Genomic DNA, 15,001 nt, shown 5'->3' with positions numbered 1-15,001 from the left:
TCGAGGGCGAACCCTCGAACCCCTGCGAAGCGGAAGGATCGGATCCTTACGGATTGAAGGCCAGGTTCTCCGGGGTCGTCTCCACGGCCAGCCCGGCCAGCGCCTGCTGGTGCAGCGCGCGCTTGATGACCGGCAGGTTCGGCTTGCGGTTGCCCTTGAGCATGTCGGCCCGCGCGACCGCGGTGGCGAGCAACACGTCCGCATCCGCCTTGGCGTCCACGATGCCCGCGGCAATGGCGTCATCGGCGCTGTAGCGGCGGCCGGTGGTCATGGCCTCCACCGCGACCTGATTGACCAGGCGGTTGGTGAGGAGCGCGTTCATGGCGACGGTGAACGGCATGCCCAGGTGCACCTCGGGCAGGCACCAGAAGCCACGGTCGGCCCGCATGACCCGGAAGTCGCAGGAGGTGGCGAGCATGGCGCCGGCGCCGAAGGCGTGGCCGTTCACGGCGGCGACCGTGGGCAGGCCGAAGGCCAGCAGGCGGCTGTAGAGCGAGTGCACGCGGTCGAGGTACCAGCAGTTCTTGTCGAAGTTGCCGAACAGCCAGTCGGTGTCGAGGCCGTTGGAGAAGAACTTGCCGTCGGCGGTGACGACCAGGGCGGCCGGGCCCTCGGACGCCTCGACCTCGTCGAGCAGCGCGTGGACCTCGGTGATCCAGTCGGGGTGGAAGCGGTTCTCGTTGTCGATGGCCTGACCCTCGGTCCCGAGGTACAGCACGAACACATCCCCATCACGCTTCAAATACGGCATGGGCAGAGGGTAGCGCTCCCAACAGGTTTTACTACTGGCGGGTAGCAAGCAGGCAGTTCGCGGCCCGGCTCGATTCTGGACCGAGCTTCCGGCTCCATAGACCTGCGCGTCGGCCGCGAACCCGCCGTAGCGAAGCGGAGGCAATCGAACACGACTAGGGTGGGCGACATGCTAGCCGAGAAGGCCATGGGCGGGGTTTCCGAACTAGCCGCCGAAGCCATTGCGCAACGAACGGGAGTGCAGCAGCACCGGATTGCCGTGGTGCTGGGGTCCGGCTGGCAGGAGGCTGCCGCCGAGATCGGCGAACCGACGACCTCCATTCCGATGGCCGAGGTGCCGGGATTCGGATCGCCGACGGCACAGGGGCACCAGGGCACCATTCATTCCGTCACGGTCGATGACGCGCCGGTGCTGCTGCTCATGGGCCGCCAGCATCTCTACGAGGGCCATGCGCCGAGCCAGGTCGTGCACAATGTGCGCACCGCGCTGGCCGCGGGCGCGCGGACCGTGCTGCTCACCAATGCCGCGGGCGGCATTCGGGACGGGCTGTCGGTCGGCGAGCCGGTGCTCATCGCGGACCACATCAACCTGACCGGCCGGACGCCCATCGAGGGCGCGAACTTCGTCGATCTGGTCGACGCCTGGGATCCCGAATTGCGGAGGCTCGCAAAGGAAATCGACCCCAGCCTGACCGAGGGCGTGTACGCGGGCCTGACCGGGCCGCAGTACGAGACCCCCGCCGAGATCCGCATGCTGCGCACCATGGGCGCGGACCTGGTCGGCATGTCCACCGTGCTCGAGGCCATCGCCTGCCGCGAGGGCGGAGCCAAGGTGCTCGGCATCTCGCTGGTCACCAACCTGGCCGCCGGAGTCACCGGCGCGCACCTCTCGCACGCCGAGGTGCTGGCCGAAGGCCACGCCGCCGCACCGCGATTGGGCAAACTGCTGCGCGGCGTGCTGGAACGCCTCTAGGCGCGCGGGGATGCTGCGCTTCGGAACCGCCGGGCTGCGCGGTCCGCTCCAGGACGGCCCGGACGGCATGAACGTGGACACCGTCGCGCGGGCCTCCGCCGGCATCGCCGCCTGGCTGCGCGACCGCTGCCTGGGCGGCGGATTGGTGATCGTGGGCCGCGATGCCCGGCACGGCTCCGCCGAGTTCGCCGCCGCGACGGCGGAAGTCTTCGCGGCGGCCGGTTTCTCGGTGCTGACACTCCCCCGCCCGCTGCCCACCCCGGTGGTGGCCTTCGCGGTTCGCGAGCTGAAAGCCGTTGCCGGAGTGCAGATAACCGCCTCCCACAACCCCGCCACCGACAATGGCTACAAGGTCTACCTGGACGGCGGCTCCCAGCTCATCCCACCCGCCGACGCCGAGATCGAGCGCTGCATCGACGCCGTCACCGGCCGGATCCCCCGCACCGACCCCGGCCCGACCGCCCCGGACCCGAGCATTCTGGGACTGCCCGCCGGCACCCCGGTCGAGGAGCTCGGCGAGGAGATCGTCCGCCGCTACCTGGCCCGAGTCACCCTGCTGCCCAGCCTGATCGGCGGCGAGCAGACGACGCAGCCGCCCGGGGCAACCGCGGTGGAGGTGGCCGGCGATGGCGGAGCAGCGACCGGCACGACGATGCCCGCTGCGTGGGAGGCACGGCAGCGCAGCGACATTCGGATCGCGCTGACCGCCATGCACGGTGTCGGCGGGGAGTTGGCGGTGGCGGCGCTCCGCGGGGCCGGGTTCGACGAAGTGCTGGTGGTCACCGAGCAGTTCGCGCCGGATCCGGATTTTCCGACGGTCGCTTTTCCGAATCCCGAGGAGCCGGGCGCGGCGGATCTGCTGCTGGGGCTGGCCGAGCGGCTGGACGCGGATATCGCCATCGCACTCGATCCGGATGCGGATCGGTGCGCGCTCGGGGTGCGGGGACCGCACGGGTGGCGGATGCTGCGGGGCGACGAAACCGGGGTGCTGCTGGGCGATTTCGTGCTGCGAACGGCCGCGCCGGACTCCCTGGTGGCCACGACCATCGTGTCGTCGCGGCTGTTGAGCAAGCTGGCCGGGGCTCGCGGGGCGCGGTACGCGGAGACGCTGACCGGGTTCAAGTGGCTGGCCCGGGCGGGTGCGGGGCTGGTGTACGCGTACGAGGAGGCGATCGGCCACTGCGTGGACCCGGCCGCGGTGCGCGACAAGGACGGTATCTCGGCGGCGGTCGTCGCGGCCGATCTGGTGGCGCAGGTGAAGGCGGAGGGGCGGACGCTGTTCGACGTCCTCGACGACTTCGCGGTCGAATTCGGTGTGCACGCGGGGGATCAGGTGTCGCTGCGGCTGCCGGACGTGAGCGAGGCGGCGGCCGTGGTGGCGCGGCTGCGCGAGATGCCGCCGGCCGAGATCGCCGGGGAGGCGGTGAGCTGCACCGATATGGCGCGGCTACGTGGGCAGATGCGCACCGACGCACTGGTTTTCGAGGGTCCAACGCTTCGCGTGGTGGTCCGGCCGTCCGGTACCGAGCCGAAGCTCAAGTGCTATCTGGAGACGTTCGTGCCCGTGGCCGACCGGAACGGACTCCCGGCCGCCAAGGCCGCTGCGGCGCAGCGGCTCTCCGAGATCCGGATGTTCTGCGAGAAGCTCTGAGCACGGGAGTGGTTCAGCGCGGGCCGAATTGGCGGTCGCCGGCGTCGCCGAGACCGGGGACGATGTAGGCGTCGGAGTTGAGGCCGCGGTCCACCGAGGCGGTGACCAGGCGCACCGGGTGACCCGACTTCTCCAGGGCAGCAATGCCTTCCGGTGCGGCGACAACGCACAGCGCGGTGATGTCGCGAGCATTGCGGGTGGCCAGCAGGTCCAGGGTGTAGACCATGGAGCCGCCGGTGGCGAGCATGGGGTCGAGCACCATGACCGGGGTGCCGGACAGGTCGTCGGGTAGCGACTCCATGTACGGGGTCGGCTGATGCGTCTCCTCGTCGCGGGCCAGGCCGACGAACCCGATCCGGGCGTCCGGAATCAGGTTCTCCGCGGTCTCCACCATGCCCAGCCCCGCGCGCAGCACCGGAACCAGCAATGGCGGAGCATTCAGCCGCGTCCCCTCCGCGGCGGCCACCGGCGTGGTGATCGGGAATCGCTCCACCGGGGCGTCCCGCATGGCCTCATAGACCAGAATCCCGGTCAGGTCCCGGAGCGCGGCCCGGAATGTCGGATTGGTCGTCCGGGCATCTCGCATGGTGGTCAGCAAAGCGGCAGCGAGCGGATGGTCCACGACGAGTGTGCGCATACGAAAACCATAGGTCAGCACCGCCGTCCGCGATCCCCGCCCACCGGAATTCCTCCGCCCCGGGAACCACCCGGCCCCGCCCCGCGTCCAACCCCGTGCAGCACACATCCATCCCGGCGACCGGCATGAAGGGGGCATTCATGCACCGCATCTCGATCCATCCCGACGGCCTCACCGCCTACGCTACGACCACCACCGTCCTCGGCGCAGATCTCGCGGCCGCCGCCGCGCACGCCGCCACCGCCGCCCCCGAACTACTCGTGCCCGCCTTCGGCCTCATCGGCGCCGACTTCCTCACGGCCTACGCCGCGGCGCATGGCACCCACCTGACCACTCTCGACGAGGTCTCGACGGCCCTCACCGCCATGAGCGCCACCACCGCCACCGCCACCGCCGCCTACACCGCCCACGACAGCGCGTACGCCGCGATGCTGGGCACCGCCGGCGCGGAGGCGGGCGCATGACGGCCGCACCCGAGATCCGCTGGGCGGCAGGGCGGCGCGGCGGGGTGGATCGAAAGAGGTTGCCGTGCGGGAGGACTCGGGCGGGAGTGGGCGGATGAGCGGAGAGCCGGCGGTCGGGGCGCTGGCGGAGCCGATCGTCGAGTTGCTGCGGAGCTTCGGGTCCGGGCCCGGCGGGGCTGCCGAGGTGCTGCGGGAGACGTCCGCCGCTGTGGACCAGGTTCACGCCGAGAGCCGGTCGAGTGTCGACCGGATGTCCGACGCGTGGCGGGGGCGGGCCGGTGATGCGGCCGTGGACGAGGCGCTGCGGGTGCAGACCTCGGCCGCCATCGCATCCGAACGGGGGCTGGCCATGGCGGTCGTCGTGGAGCGGGCGGATGCGGAGGTCGCCGCCGGGCGGCGGGAGGTGGAGGCGATTCTGCGGTCGTTCACGGCGGAGGTCGAGATGATGGGGGCGACCGGGTTGACCGCGGGTGGGGTCGCGGCCCTGGTGGAGTCGGCGATCGATCACATCGGGCGGGCCATGCGGGTGGTCGAGCGGGTGCGGGCCGAACTGGATTCGGAGACTGCGCTCATGGCGGAGTTGGCGCGACCTGTCCCGGCGCCCGGCCAGATGACGCCCGCGTCGGGCGGACCGGGCGATGCGGTGGTCGTGCCGGCGGCGAGTGTGCCGATGGACAGTGTGGCGCCGCAGGCCGGGACGAGCCTCGCGGCCGCCGGGGGCGCGGTCGCGGCGGCCGGGGACACACTGCTCGGGTCCGGCTTCTCGCCGGGCGGCCTGCACACCAGCCCGGCATCGGTGACGACGCCGAAGACGCCCGATCGCGGCCATGACTCGACGGTTACGCGGCCGCAAGGGGGTGGGGTGAGGGTGACGCTGCCGGATGGGAGCACCGTGGAAGCGCCGAATCAGCAGGCGGCGGATGCGGTTCGGAATGCGTTGAGCGCGGTGGGGACGCCGTATGTGTGGGGTGGGGAGACGCCCGGGGCGGGGATGGATTGCAGCGGTCTGACCCAGTGGGCCTATGCGCAGGCGGGTGTCGCGCTGCCGCGGCTGGCGCAGGAGCAGGGGTACGGGCACCAGCGGGTCGGTCCAGGGGACTTGATGCCCGGTGATCTTGCGGTGTGGGACGGCCACGTCGCGATGGTGATCGGGAACGGGCAATTGGTCGAAGCGGGTGATCCGGTTCAGGTCGGGCCGATCCGGAGCGAGAACAGCGGGATGCGGTTCCTCGGTTTCTACCGGCCCACCGCCTAGGTTCCACCGGCCCACAGCTTGGGCATTCGGGCCACGAACAGGCGTTTCGAAGGGAGACAGGATGACGCGACCACAGGTTCCGGCGGTGGCTGTCGCCGCGGCCACCAATCGATCCGGCACGGTGACGGTGCGCGCCACCGATCAGGGCATGCCGGTGGAGATCCGGTTCGAGCGCGCTGAATACCGGTACGGCGCACCGGCTCTCGCCGCCGAGATGCTGCGGCTCACCCAGCGCTCGGCGATCGTGGCCCGGGCGCGGCGGCGCGAACAGCTGGCCGAGGCCGGCGTCCCGGAGGCGATGCTGGATCGGCTGGGCCTGCCCACCCGGCAGGCCGCGGTGGACGAGCTGGACCGGCTCGACGACGCCGATACCGGACAGACCAGTTGGCTGCGAAACCGATGAGCGCCGAGATGGATGCCTTGATCCAGGGTGTCGGCGACAAGCTGGAAGCACTCGAGGCCACGCTGCACGGGCTGTCCCGGATCCAGGGCCGCTGCACGTCCGAGGACGGTTCGGTGACCGCCGAGGTCGATGGCGACGGCGCGCTGACCAGGCTGTGGCTGGCCGAATCGGTGACCTCGCGCGCTCCCGCCGAGGTATCGCGGCTGATCCTCTGGACGTGTCGGCAGGCGGCTGCCGAGGCGACCGCGCGGCGCTCCCGAATCATTGCCCGATTGAACGACTCACTGTCCGGCGGAGACGTCTCGAGAAATGTTGGGGGCGGCCCGGATAGTGCCTGACGCGGCGACTGGATAGGCTTCGGGTCATGGCTTCTGGAGACATCGTCCCGATCGCGCTCGGCCTGACCAAAGGCGATCTTGTCACCCTCTGGGCACCCCGCTGGCGAGACGGTGACGATGAGTGGCAGGCATTCCTCGGTCACGAGGAAGACCTGTACGGATTCGAGTCCGTCGCGGAGCTGGCCGCGTTCATTCGCACCAACTCCGACAACGATCTGGTGGATCATCCGGCCTGGAAGATCATCGCCGGACTGTCGGCGGCGGAACTGGAGCCGGAGGAGCAGTACGTCTTCGATCTGGTCGGCGTGCCCGAGCTGGCCGCCGACGACCCGGACCCGGAGGTGGTCTCCGAGCTCGAGGAGACCCTCGAGATGGTCCGCAATATCGGCGACGTGTGCGAACTCGACACCGTCACCAAGTTCTTCGGCTCGCACCCGGTGCTGGGCGCGCTCGCCGGTGGCGTCGGCGCCTTCGCCGGGCGGGAGGGCGAGGAACTCTGGGACCAGATCGGCGCGGCCATCGCCAAGGATTGGGAAGCGGTCATCGACGCCATCGACTCGGTGGTGACGATTCCGGAGGTGGACGCCGACGCGGTCTCGGTCGCCGAGGCGGAACTGCTTGCGGCGCAGGAGAACATCGTCGACGCCGAAGATGCGGCCGAGAGCGATGACGACGAGATCGAGGCCGTCGACCTGGACGAGGACGACGAAGACGAGGAGCTCTCGTTCTGGCACGAGGTCGGCATCGACCCGGTCAAGATCGTCACCTCCGACGGCACCGTCTTCACCCTGCGCTGCTATGTCGACGACGAGCCCATCTTCCTGGGCAAGGACGGCAGCATCACGGTCTTCGGTTCCGAGCGCGCCCTGGCCCGCTACCTGGCCGACGACCACGACCACGACCTGGCCCGGGTGAGCACCTACGGCGAGGTGCAGACCGCCGCCGTGGACGGCTCCCTCGATGTCGAGGTCGACGAGGAGAACGTCTACGTCCTGCCGGGCCTGTCCGAGGATCTGGCGTCCGGCCCCAAGTCCGTGGACACCGACCAGCTCGACCTGGCCGTCGAATTGTTCACCGACGCAGCCGATTACGCCGACGACGACTCGGTCGAATCGGCCCTGGCCGTGTCCACCCCGCTGGGCTGGTACGTCTCCTACCTGCTCAACCCCGACCCGACCCGGATGGCCCCCAACCCGCCGTTCGCGGCGGAAGCGGATGCCTGGAAGGTCCTGGAGTCGGCCTTCGAGGGTCGCCTGCAGCAGGGCTGATCGCAAACCCGATTCGGGCCGCACCTCCGGGTGCGGCCCGAATTACTTTGCGGGACAACCTATCCCGACAACACCGCAGTATCCCTATCCCAGCAATACCGCGTAGCCCGGCTTGATCACCTCGTCGATCAGGCGCAGGCGGTCCGGGAACGGGATGAACGCCGACTTCATGGCATTGATGGTGAAGCGTTCCAGATCGCTCCAGCCGTAGCCGAAGGTCTCCGACAGCTTGAGCATCTCCTTGCTCATGGTCGTGTCGCTCATCAACCGGTTGTCGGTATTGACCGTCACGCGGAAGCGCAGGCGGGCCAGCAGATCGAAGGGGTGCTTGTCGAGCGAGGGCACCGCGCCGGTCTGCACATTGGAGGACGGACACAGTTCGAGCGGGATTCGCATGTCCCGCACATAGTTCGCGACCACGCCGAGTCTGGGGCCGTCGGCCGAATCGGTGATGTCGTCGGTGATGCGCACACCGTGGCCGAGGCGCTCACAGCCGCAGAACGCGACGGCCTCGTGAATGGACGGCAGCCCGAAGGCCTCGCCCGCGTGAATCGTGAAGTGCGCCAGGTTGGCCCGCATGTAATCGAAGGCGTCCAGGTGGCGGCTGGGCGGATAGCCCGCCTCCGCGCCCGCGATGTCGAACCCGCCGACGCCGCGGTCGCGCCAGCGCACGGTGAGCTCGGCGATCTCGCGGGAGCGGGCCGCGTGCCGCATGGCGGTGAGCAGGCAGACCACGGTGATCGGGGTGCCGGCGGCCGCTGCCAGGGCCTCGCCCTCGCGGAATCCGGCGATGGTGTGCTCGACCACCTCGTCGAGGGTGAGCCCGGCCTCGAGGTGCTGCTCGGGCGCGAACCGCACCTCGGCGTAGACGACGCCGTCGGCAGCGAGGTCCTCGGCGCATTCGCGGGCCACCCGGCGCAGGCCCTCGGGGGTCTGCATGACGGCGACGGTGTGCGCGAAGGTCTCCAGATAGCGCTCGAGCGAGCCGCTGTCGGCCGCGTCCCGGAACCAGTCCGCCAGCGTGGCGGCATCGCCGGCCGGTAACTGGTCATAGCCGCAGGCGCGGGCCAGCTCCAGCACGGTCGCGGGCCGCAACCCGCCGTCGAGGTGATCGTGCAGGACCGCCTTCGGAGCCTGGCGGATCGAAGCGAGAGTGAGGGGCATCGGTCCAGTCATGTAGCAACGTTAGCCGCATTCGCGTGCTGCAGCAGGGCGGTTGACCGGACTCACCCCACAGTTCGGCATGTCGTTGCCGTCACGTTGCTGACCAGTAGGAATCCTTCACCTACCGGGCACCGGCGAGCGCCTAGCGGGAGCAGGCGACGCCGGTCCCGTCCGGATCGAGCAGCACCGAATACCCGGGCTGGCCCAGGTAGATCGGGCCCCCGCCCTGCGCCCACACCTGTTCACAGCTGGTGTAGACGGGCGACGGCTTGGCCTTCTTCTCGGTCGAGGGTGGTGTGACATCGCCGCGCGAGAGCGAGTTCGGCTGATTGTCCCCGGAGGAGTCGGACGGAATATTGTCCGCGGGCGAGGCCTGCGCGACCGGCGCCGGCGACCACGCGGCGGGCAGCACCGCGCCCAGCGGCGCGACGAGGCCGAACACGCCCAGCGCGGCCGCCGCCGCGGCCCGGCCTCGGAAATCGGTTCTGTGCTTCACAATCCCAGGCTAGGCCGGGTCAGGCGGTGATGCGGCCCAGGATCAGCGGCTGCTGCTCCACCGGATCGGTCTCGGAGACGGTGTACGCGCCGCGCAGGATCTCGAGCGCGACCGGGAACGCCTCCGGAGTATCGGTGTGCAGGGTCAGCAGCGGCTGCCCCGGAACAATGGAATCGCCTGGCTTGGCGTGCATTTCGATGCCCGCCCCGGCCTGCACCGGGTCACCCTGCCGCGCCCGGCCCGCGCCCAGCCGCCACGCGGCCAGCCCGACATCGAGGGCGTCGAGGCGGGTCAACGTGCCCCCGGCGGCGGCGCGCACGGTTTCCGTATGGCGTGCTTGCGGCAGCGGCGCGTCCGGGTCGCCGCCCTGGGCGCGCACCATGGCCCGCCACTGGTCCATGGCCCGGCCGTCGGCGAGGGCGTCGGCCGGGTCGATGTCGGTGATCCCGGCCTGCGCCAGCATCTCCCGTGCCAGGGCGAGGGTGAGGTCGACGACATCGGCCGGGCCGCCGCCGGCCAGCACGTCCAGGGATTCGCAGACCTCCAGGGCGTTTCCGGCGGTATGGCCCAGCGGGGTGTCCATCGCGGTGAGCAGCGCCACCGTCCGCACGCCCGCGTCGGTGCCGAGTTCGACCATGGCGGTGGCGAGTTCGCGCGCCTGGTCCAGCTGTTTCAGGAAGGCCCCGCGCCCGACCTTCACGTCCAGCACCAGCGCTCCCGTGCCCTCGGCGATCTTCTTGCTCATGATGGAGCTGGCGATCAGGGGGATGGATTCCACGGTCCCGGTCACGTCACGCAGCGCGTAGAGCCGTTTGTCGGCGGGCGCGAGGTCGGCCCCGGCGGCGCACACCACGGCCCCGACGGCGGGATCCGACAGCAGTTTCCGCATGCGGTCCACCGGAATGTCGGCCTGCCAGCCGGGAATGGCCTCCAGCTTGTCGAGAGTGCCTCCGGTGTGGCCCAATCCGCGCCCGGACAGCTGCGGCACGGCGGCCCCGCACGCCGCGACCAGCGGCGACAGCGGCAGCGTGATCTTGTCCCCCACCCCGCCGGTGGAGTGCTTGTCGACGGTCGGGCGGCCCAGATCGGTGAAGTCCAAACGCTTCCCGGTGTCGATCATGGCCCGGGTCCAGCGCGCGGTCTCGCGCCGCGTCATGCCCCGCCACACGATGGCCATGGCCAGCGCCGACATCTGCTCGTCGGCCACCTCCCCGCGCGTGAACGCGTCCACCACCCAATCGATCTGCGCGTCGCTGAGTTCACCGCCGTCTCGCTTGGCCCGAATCACGTCCACCGCCGAGTGCACACTCACACCCTCCACCCTGGCATGAGCCCGGCCCGATGTGCACGGATTCCCGCGCGCGCCACGGCGATCAGCGGTTATAGCCTTCGAGCACCGATGGTCAGAGTTGTCCGGCGGCGAGGTCGCCGGGGCCGAACGAGTCCGGCAGCAGAGTATTCAGGGTGACGGGGCCGCCGTGGTGATCGACGAGCAACTCGCCGCCGCCGTGTTCGAGCAGGATCTGCCGGCAGCGTCCACAGGGCATGAGCACGGCGCCTCGGGAGTCGCAGACCGAGACCGCCCGGAGCCGCCCGCCTCCGGTCGAAATCAAGTTACCGACCAGTACACATTCGGCGCAGAGGCCCAAACCGTATGAGATATTTTCCACATTGCAGCCGCTCACCACGCGATCATCGACGGTGAGAGCCGCGGCCCCGACAGGGAAACGAGAGTAAGGGGCATAAGCCTCTTGCATGACTTCAAAAGCCTTGCCACGCAGGATTTTCCAGTCAATATCAGACATTTCGGACCATCCTCCCATGGACGTGGTGACACCCGCGTGATAGGCGTTCCACCCGGTCGCAAAAATCAGGAAAGGCAAACCTAACTCGCAACAATTTGGCCCAACGAGCGGCACGCCGAATTAGTTCCCCCTCAAAGCTGGGTTTAGAGTTCACGACAGATCGGTTCAGGTACCCGAAGCGGGCCTGCAGCACTGCCACCGGACGTTTGATTCCGCTCGTGAGCAGGTGGTTTCGACAGTCCGAAGGCTCCGCGCCGGATTCTGACCGGGTCCATCAACGACGTTGGAGGCACCGCACTCTATGACCACGCTAGAAGCTCCGGCCAAGCCGAAGCGGACCCTGTACCGAGGCGACCCCGGCATGTGGTCCTGGGCTCTGCACCGCATCACCGGCGTGACGATCTTCTTCTTCCTGTTCGTCCACGTCCTCGATACCGCGTTGGTGCGAGTCAGCCCGGACACCTACGACCATGCGATCGAGACCTACAAGAACCCCGTCGTCGCCCTGATGGAGATGGGCCTCGTTGTCTGCGTGCTGTTCCACGCGTTCAACGGCATCCGCATCATCCTGGTCGACTTCTGGTCGCAGGGCCCGCGTTATCAGCGGCAGATGCTCTGGGTCGTGCTCGCGATCTGGATCGTCGTCGCCGGCGCCGGCGTCGGCCGCCAGTTCTTCTACCTGCTGACGAATTGAGAGCCGACATGACCGCACCCATTCTCGGCAAGTCCTACGACCGCCCCGCCTCCCTCGACGCTCCGCGCGCCCCCCGTCGCGTCGGCGGCAACAACTTCGAGAAGTACGCCTGGTTGTTCATGCGTGCCTCCGGCCTGCTGCTGGTCGTGCTGGTCATCGGCCACATGACGATCATGCTGATGCTCGACGGCGGTGTGCACCGCCTGAACTTCGCGTTCGTCGCCGGCCGCTGGGCCTCGCCGTTCTGGCAGATCTGGGACCTCACCATGCTGTGGCTGGCCCAGCTGCACGGCGGCAACGGCCTGCGCACCGTCATCGACGACTACGCGCGCAAGGACTCCACTCGCTTCTGGCTGAAGACGCTGCTGGTCGTGTCCATGATCCTGGTCATGGTCACCGGCACCTACGTGATCTTCACCTTCGACCCCAACATCAGTTAGGAACAGGCCACCTCGATGAGTGAATCCCGACCGATTCAGGAGCACCGCTACGACGTCGTGATCGTCGGTGCCGGTGGCGCTGGAATGCGTGCGGCGATCGAGGCCGGTCCTCGGGTCCGCACCGCCGTGCTGACCAAGCTCTACCCGACCCGCTCGCACACCGGTGCGGCGCAGGGCGGTATGTGCGCAGCGCTCGCGAATGTCGAAGAGGACAACTGGGAGTGGCACACCTTCGACACCGTCAAGGGTGGTGACTACCTGGTCGACCAGGACGCCGCGGAGATCATGGCCAAGGAGGCCATCGACGCCGTGCTCGACCTGGAGAAGATGGGCCTGCCGTTCAACCGCACGCCCGAGGGCAAGATCGATCAGCGTCGTTTCGGCGGTCACACCCGTGACCACGGCAAGGCGCCGGTGCGTCGCGCGTGTTACGCCGCCGACCGCACGGGCCACATGATCCTGCAGACGCTGTACCAGAACTGCGTCAAGCACGACGTGGAGTTCTTCAACGAGTTCTACGTGCTGGATCTGATCCTCACCGACACCGACCGCGGCCCCGTCGCCACCGGTGTGGTCGCCTACGAGCTGGCCACCGGTGAGCTGCACGTGTTCCACGCCAAGGCGATCATCTTCGCCACCGGTGGTTCGGGTCGCATGTACAAGACCACCTCCAATGCCCACACCCTCACCGGTGACGGCATGGCGATCGTGTTCCGCAAGGGACTTCCGCTGGAGGACATGGAGTTCCACCAGTTCCACCCGACAGGCCTCGCGGGCCTGGGCATCCTGATCTCGGAGGCCGTGCGTGGTGAGGGCGGCATCCTCCGCAATGCCTCCGGTGAGCGCTTCATGGAGCGCTACGCGCCGACCATCAAGGACCTGGCGCCGCGTGACATCGTCGCGCGTTCCATGGTGCTCGAGGTCCGTGAGGGCCGCGGTGCCGGCCCGAACAAGGACTACGTGCTCATCGACGTGACCCACCTCGGCGAGGACGTGCTCGAGGAGAAGCTCCCCGACATCACCGAGTTCGCCCGCACCTACCTGGGCGTGGACCCGGTCAAGGAGCCGGTGCCGGTCATGCCGACCTGTCACTACGTGATGGGTGGCATCCCGACCCGTATCCGCGGTGAGGTGCTGCGCAACAACACCGACATCGTTCCCGGCCTGTACGCCGCCGGTGAGTGCGCCTGTGTCTCCGTGCACGGCGCCAACCGGCTGGGCACCAACTCGCTGCTGGACATCAACGTGTTCGGCCGTCGCGCCGGCATCGCCGCCGCCGAGTACGCGGCGCGCGCCGAGTTCGTCGAGATGCCGGAGAACCCGGCGCAGATGGTGCAGGACTGGCTGGCCGGTCTGCTCAGCGATCACGGCAACGAGCGCGTCGCCGACATCCGCACCGAGCTGCAGAACTCCATGGACGACAAGGCCGGTGTGTACCGCACCGAGGAGTCGCTGAAGTCCATGCTCGAGGAGATCCAGGTCTTCAAGGAGCGCTACTCGCGGATCACCGTGCAGGACAAGGGCCGGCGCTACAACAGCGATCTGCTCGAGGCCGTCGAGCTGGGCTTCCTGCTGGAGCTGGCCGAGGTGACCGTGGCGGGTGCGGTGAACCGCAAGGAGTCCCGCGGCGGCCACGCGCGCGAGGACTACCCGGACCGCGACGACGTCAACTTCATGCGGCACACCATGGCCTACAAGACCAGCCCGGAGCTCATCTCCGACATCCGCCTGGACTACAAGCCGGTGGTGCAGACCCGCTACGAGCCGATGGAGCGTAAGTACTGATGACTGCTGTCGCTGAAACGCCGCAGAAGCCGGCTCCGGTGCCGGACGGGTCGACCCTGATCACGGTCAAGATCGCCCGCTTCAACCCGGAGGACGGGAAGGGCCAGCACTGGGACGAATTCAAGGTTCCGGTGCTGCCGACCGACCGGTTCCTGAACGTGCTGATCTACATCAAGTCCTACCTGGACGGCACGCTCACCTTCCGTCGTTCCTGCGCGCACGGCGTGTGTGGCTCGGACGCCATGCGGATCAACGGCGTCAACCGCCTGGCGTGCAAGATCCTCATGAAGGACATGCTGCCCAAGAGCGGCAAGGAGCTGACGGTCACCGTCGAGCCGATCCGCGGCCTGCCCGTGGAGAAGGACCTCGTGGTGGACATGGAGCCGTTCTTCGACGCCTTCAAGGCCGTCAAGCCGTACCTGATCACCCGTGGCAACGAGCCGACGTTCGAGCGCATCCAGTCCCAGCACGACCGCGCCCGCTTCGACGACACCACCAAGTGCATCCTGTGCGCCTGCTGCACCACCTCCTGCCCCGTGTACTGGAGCGACGGCAGCTACTTCGGCCCGGCCGCGATCGTGAACGCGCACCGCTTCATCTTCGACAGCCGTGACGAGGGCGCCCGCGAGCGCCTCGACATCCTCAACGATGTCGAGGGTGTGTGGCGCTGCCGCACCACCTTCAACTGCACCGACGCCTGCCCCCGTGGCATCGAGGTCACGAAGGCGATCCAGGAGGTCAAGCGCGCCCTCCTGTTCGCGCGGTGATCGACTGAGTCGAAACTCGAAGGCCGCCCGCATCTTCCGATGCGGGCGCCCTTCCCTGTGAGACGAAGGGCACGGGAACCGGGAGAGCGGGTTCGGGCGTTTTCCTTGCGA

The 15,001-nt window shown here is 68.8% G+C and carries 17 protein-coding genes; 11 read left to right on the top strand and 6 right to left on the bottom strand.

Annotated features, from left to right (window positions below; translation table 11 throughout):
• Positions 1-46: 46 nt before the first annotated feature.
• Positions 47-751, bottom strand: a complete 705-nt coding sequence (locus ACQP1O_RS05245) for an enoyl-CoA hydratase/isomerase family protein (RefSeq protein WP_433564751.1) — start codon at positions 749-751, stop codon at positions 47-49.
• A gap of 168 nt (positions 752-919) precedes the next feature.
• On the opposite strand from ACQP1O_RS05245, the gene ACQP1O_RS05240 reads away from it, so the two are divergent.
• Both ACQP1O_RS05240 and ACQP1O_RS05235 read left to right on the top strand, forming a co-directional pair.
• Positions 920-1,723, top strand: coding sequence for a purine-nucleoside phosphorylase (locus tag ACQP1O_RS05240; protein WP_433564750.1), 804 nt, complete (start codon positions 920-922; stop codon positions 1,721-1,723).
• Between the two features lie 10 nt (positions 1,724-1,733).
• A complete protein-coding gene (locus ACQP1O_RS05235; protein WP_433564749.1) occupies positions 1,734-3,374 on the top strand; it encodes a phospho-sugar mutase in 1,641 nt (546 codons plus the stop codon).
• A gap of 13 nt (positions 3,375-3,387) precedes the next feature.
• On the opposite strand, the gene upp is transcribed toward ACQP1O_RS05235, so the two are convergent.
• On the bottom strand, positions 3,388-4,011 hold the full coding sequence (gene upp / locus ACQP1O_RS05230; RefSeq protein ID WP_433564748.1) for a uracil phosphoribosyltransferase: 624 nt from the start codon (positions 4,009-4,011) through the stop codon (positions 3,388-3,390).
• A 140-nt stretch (positions 4,012-4,151) separates the two neighbouring features.
• Here upp and ACQP1O_RS05225 point away from each other — a divergent pair, with 140 nt between their 5' ends.
• The 5 genes from ACQP1O_RS05225 (at position 4,152) to ACQP1O_RS05205 (ending at position 7,739) form a co-directional block, all read left to right on the top strand.
• A complete protein-coding gene (locus ACQP1O_RS05225; protein WP_433564747.1) occupies positions 4,152-4,475 on the top strand; it encodes a type VII secretion target in 324 nt (107 codons plus the stop codon).
• Between the two features lie 94 nt (positions 4,476-4,569).
• Complete coding sequence (locus ACQP1O_RS05220; protein WP_433564746.1) at positions 4,570-5,730, top strand: C40 family peptidase; 1,161 nt, start codon at positions 4,570-4,572, stop codon at positions 5,728-5,730.
• 61 nt (positions 5,731-5,791) lie between these two features.
• Positions 5,792-6,133 carry a hypothetical protein gene (locus tag ACQP1O_RS05215; RefSeq protein ID WP_433564745.1) on the top strand — a complete coding sequence of 114 codons (342 nt, stop codon included), beginning with the start codon at positions 5,792-5,794 and terminating at the stop codon, positions 6,131-6,133.
• Between the two features lie 8 nt (positions 6,134-6,141).
• Entirely contained in the window at positions 6,142-6,471 is a 330-nt protein-coding gene (locus ACQP1O_RS05210) for a YbaB/EbfC family nucleoid-associated protein (protein ID WP_433564744.1), read from the top strand.
• A 26-nt stretch (positions 6,472-6,497) separates the two neighbouring features.
• Positions 6,498-7,739 carry a primosomal protein gene (locus tag ACQP1O_RS05205; protein ID WP_433564743.1) on the top strand — a complete coding sequence of 414 codons (1,242 nt, stop codon included), beginning with the start codon at positions 6,498-6,500 and terminating at the stop codon, positions 7,737-7,739.
• Positions 7,740-7,823: 84 nt separating this feature from the next.
• On the opposite strand, the gene ACQP1O_RS05200 is transcribed toward ACQP1O_RS05205, so the two are convergent.
• From ACQP1O_RS05200 to ACQP1O_RS05185, 4 genes are all read right to left on the bottom strand, one after another.
• Positions 7,824-8,915 carry an adenosine deaminase gene (locus tag ACQP1O_RS05200; protein ID WP_433564742.1) on the bottom strand — a complete coding sequence of 364 codons (1,092 nt, stop codon included), beginning with the start codon at positions 8,913-8,915 and terminating at the stop codon, positions 7,824-7,826.
• A 130-nt stretch (positions 8,916-9,045) separates the two neighbouring features.
• A complete protein-coding gene (locus ACQP1O_RS05195; RefSeq protein WP_433564741.1) occupies positions 9,046-9,399 on the bottom strand; it encodes an excalibur calcium-binding domain-containing protein in 354 nt (117 codons plus the stop codon).
• 19 nt (positions 9,400-9,418) lie between these two features.
• Positions 9,419-10,705 (bottom strand): thymidine phosphorylase, encoded by a 1,287-nt coding sequence (locus ACQP1O_RS05190; protein ID WP_433567584.1) that lies wholly within the window; start codon positions 10,703-10,705, stop codon positions 9,419-9,421.
• A gap of 97 nt (positions 10,706-10,802) precedes the next feature.
• Positions 10,803-11,204 carry a cytidine deaminase gene (locus ACQP1O_RS05185; protein WP_433564740.1) on the bottom strand — a complete coding sequence of 134 codons (402 nt, stop codon included), beginning with the start codon at positions 11,202-11,204 and terminating at the stop codon, positions 10,803-10,805.
• Between the two features lie 301 nt (positions 11,205-11,505).
• Here ACQP1O_RS05185 and sdhC point away from each other — a divergent pair, with 301 nt between their 5' ends.
• From sdhC to ACQP1O_RS05165, 4 genes are read left to right on the top strand one after another with little or no spacing between them, the layout of a single operon-like run.
• Positions 11,506-11,898, top strand: a complete 393-nt coding sequence (gene sdhC, locus ACQP1O_RS05180; RefSeq protein ID WP_364605183.1) for a succinate dehydrogenase, cytochrome b556 subunit — start codon at positions 11,506-11,508, stop codon at positions 11,896-11,898.
• A gap of 8 nt (positions 11,899-11,906) precedes the next feature.
• The gene (locus ACQP1O_RS05175) at positions 11,907-12,338 is read left to right on the top strand and encodes a succinate dehydrogenase hydrophobic membrane anchor subunit (protein WP_379381912.1); all 432 of its coding nucleotides are present in this window, start codon (positions 11,907-11,909) and stop codon (positions 12,336-12,338) included.
• A 33-nt stretch (positions 12,339-12,371) separates the two neighbouring features.
• Positions 12,372-14,123 (top strand): succinate dehydrogenase flavoprotein subunit, encoded by a 1,752-nt coding sequence (gene sdhA / locus ACQP1O_RS05170; RefSeq protein WP_433567583.1) that lies wholly within the window; start codon positions 12,372-12,374, stop codon positions 14,121-14,123.
• The gene (locus tag ACQP1O_RS05165; RefSeq protein WP_433564739.1) at positions 14,123-14,890 is read left to right on the top strand and encodes a succinate dehydrogenase iron-sulfur subunit; all 768 of its coding nucleotides are present in this window, start codon (positions 14,123-14,125) and stop codon (positions 14,888-14,890) included. The genes sdhA and ACQP1O_RS05165 overlap by 1 nt, the downstream gene beginning before the upstream one ends.
• Positions 14,891-15,001 lie beyond the last annotated feature (111 nt).

It is taken from the genome of Nocardia sp. CA-151230 (genome assembly GCF_050942175.1).
GTDB lineage: Bacteria > Actinomycetota > Actinomycetes > Mycobacteriales > Mycobacteriaceae > Nocardia.
This window is presented reverse-complemented; position numbering and strand designations above follow the sequence as displayed.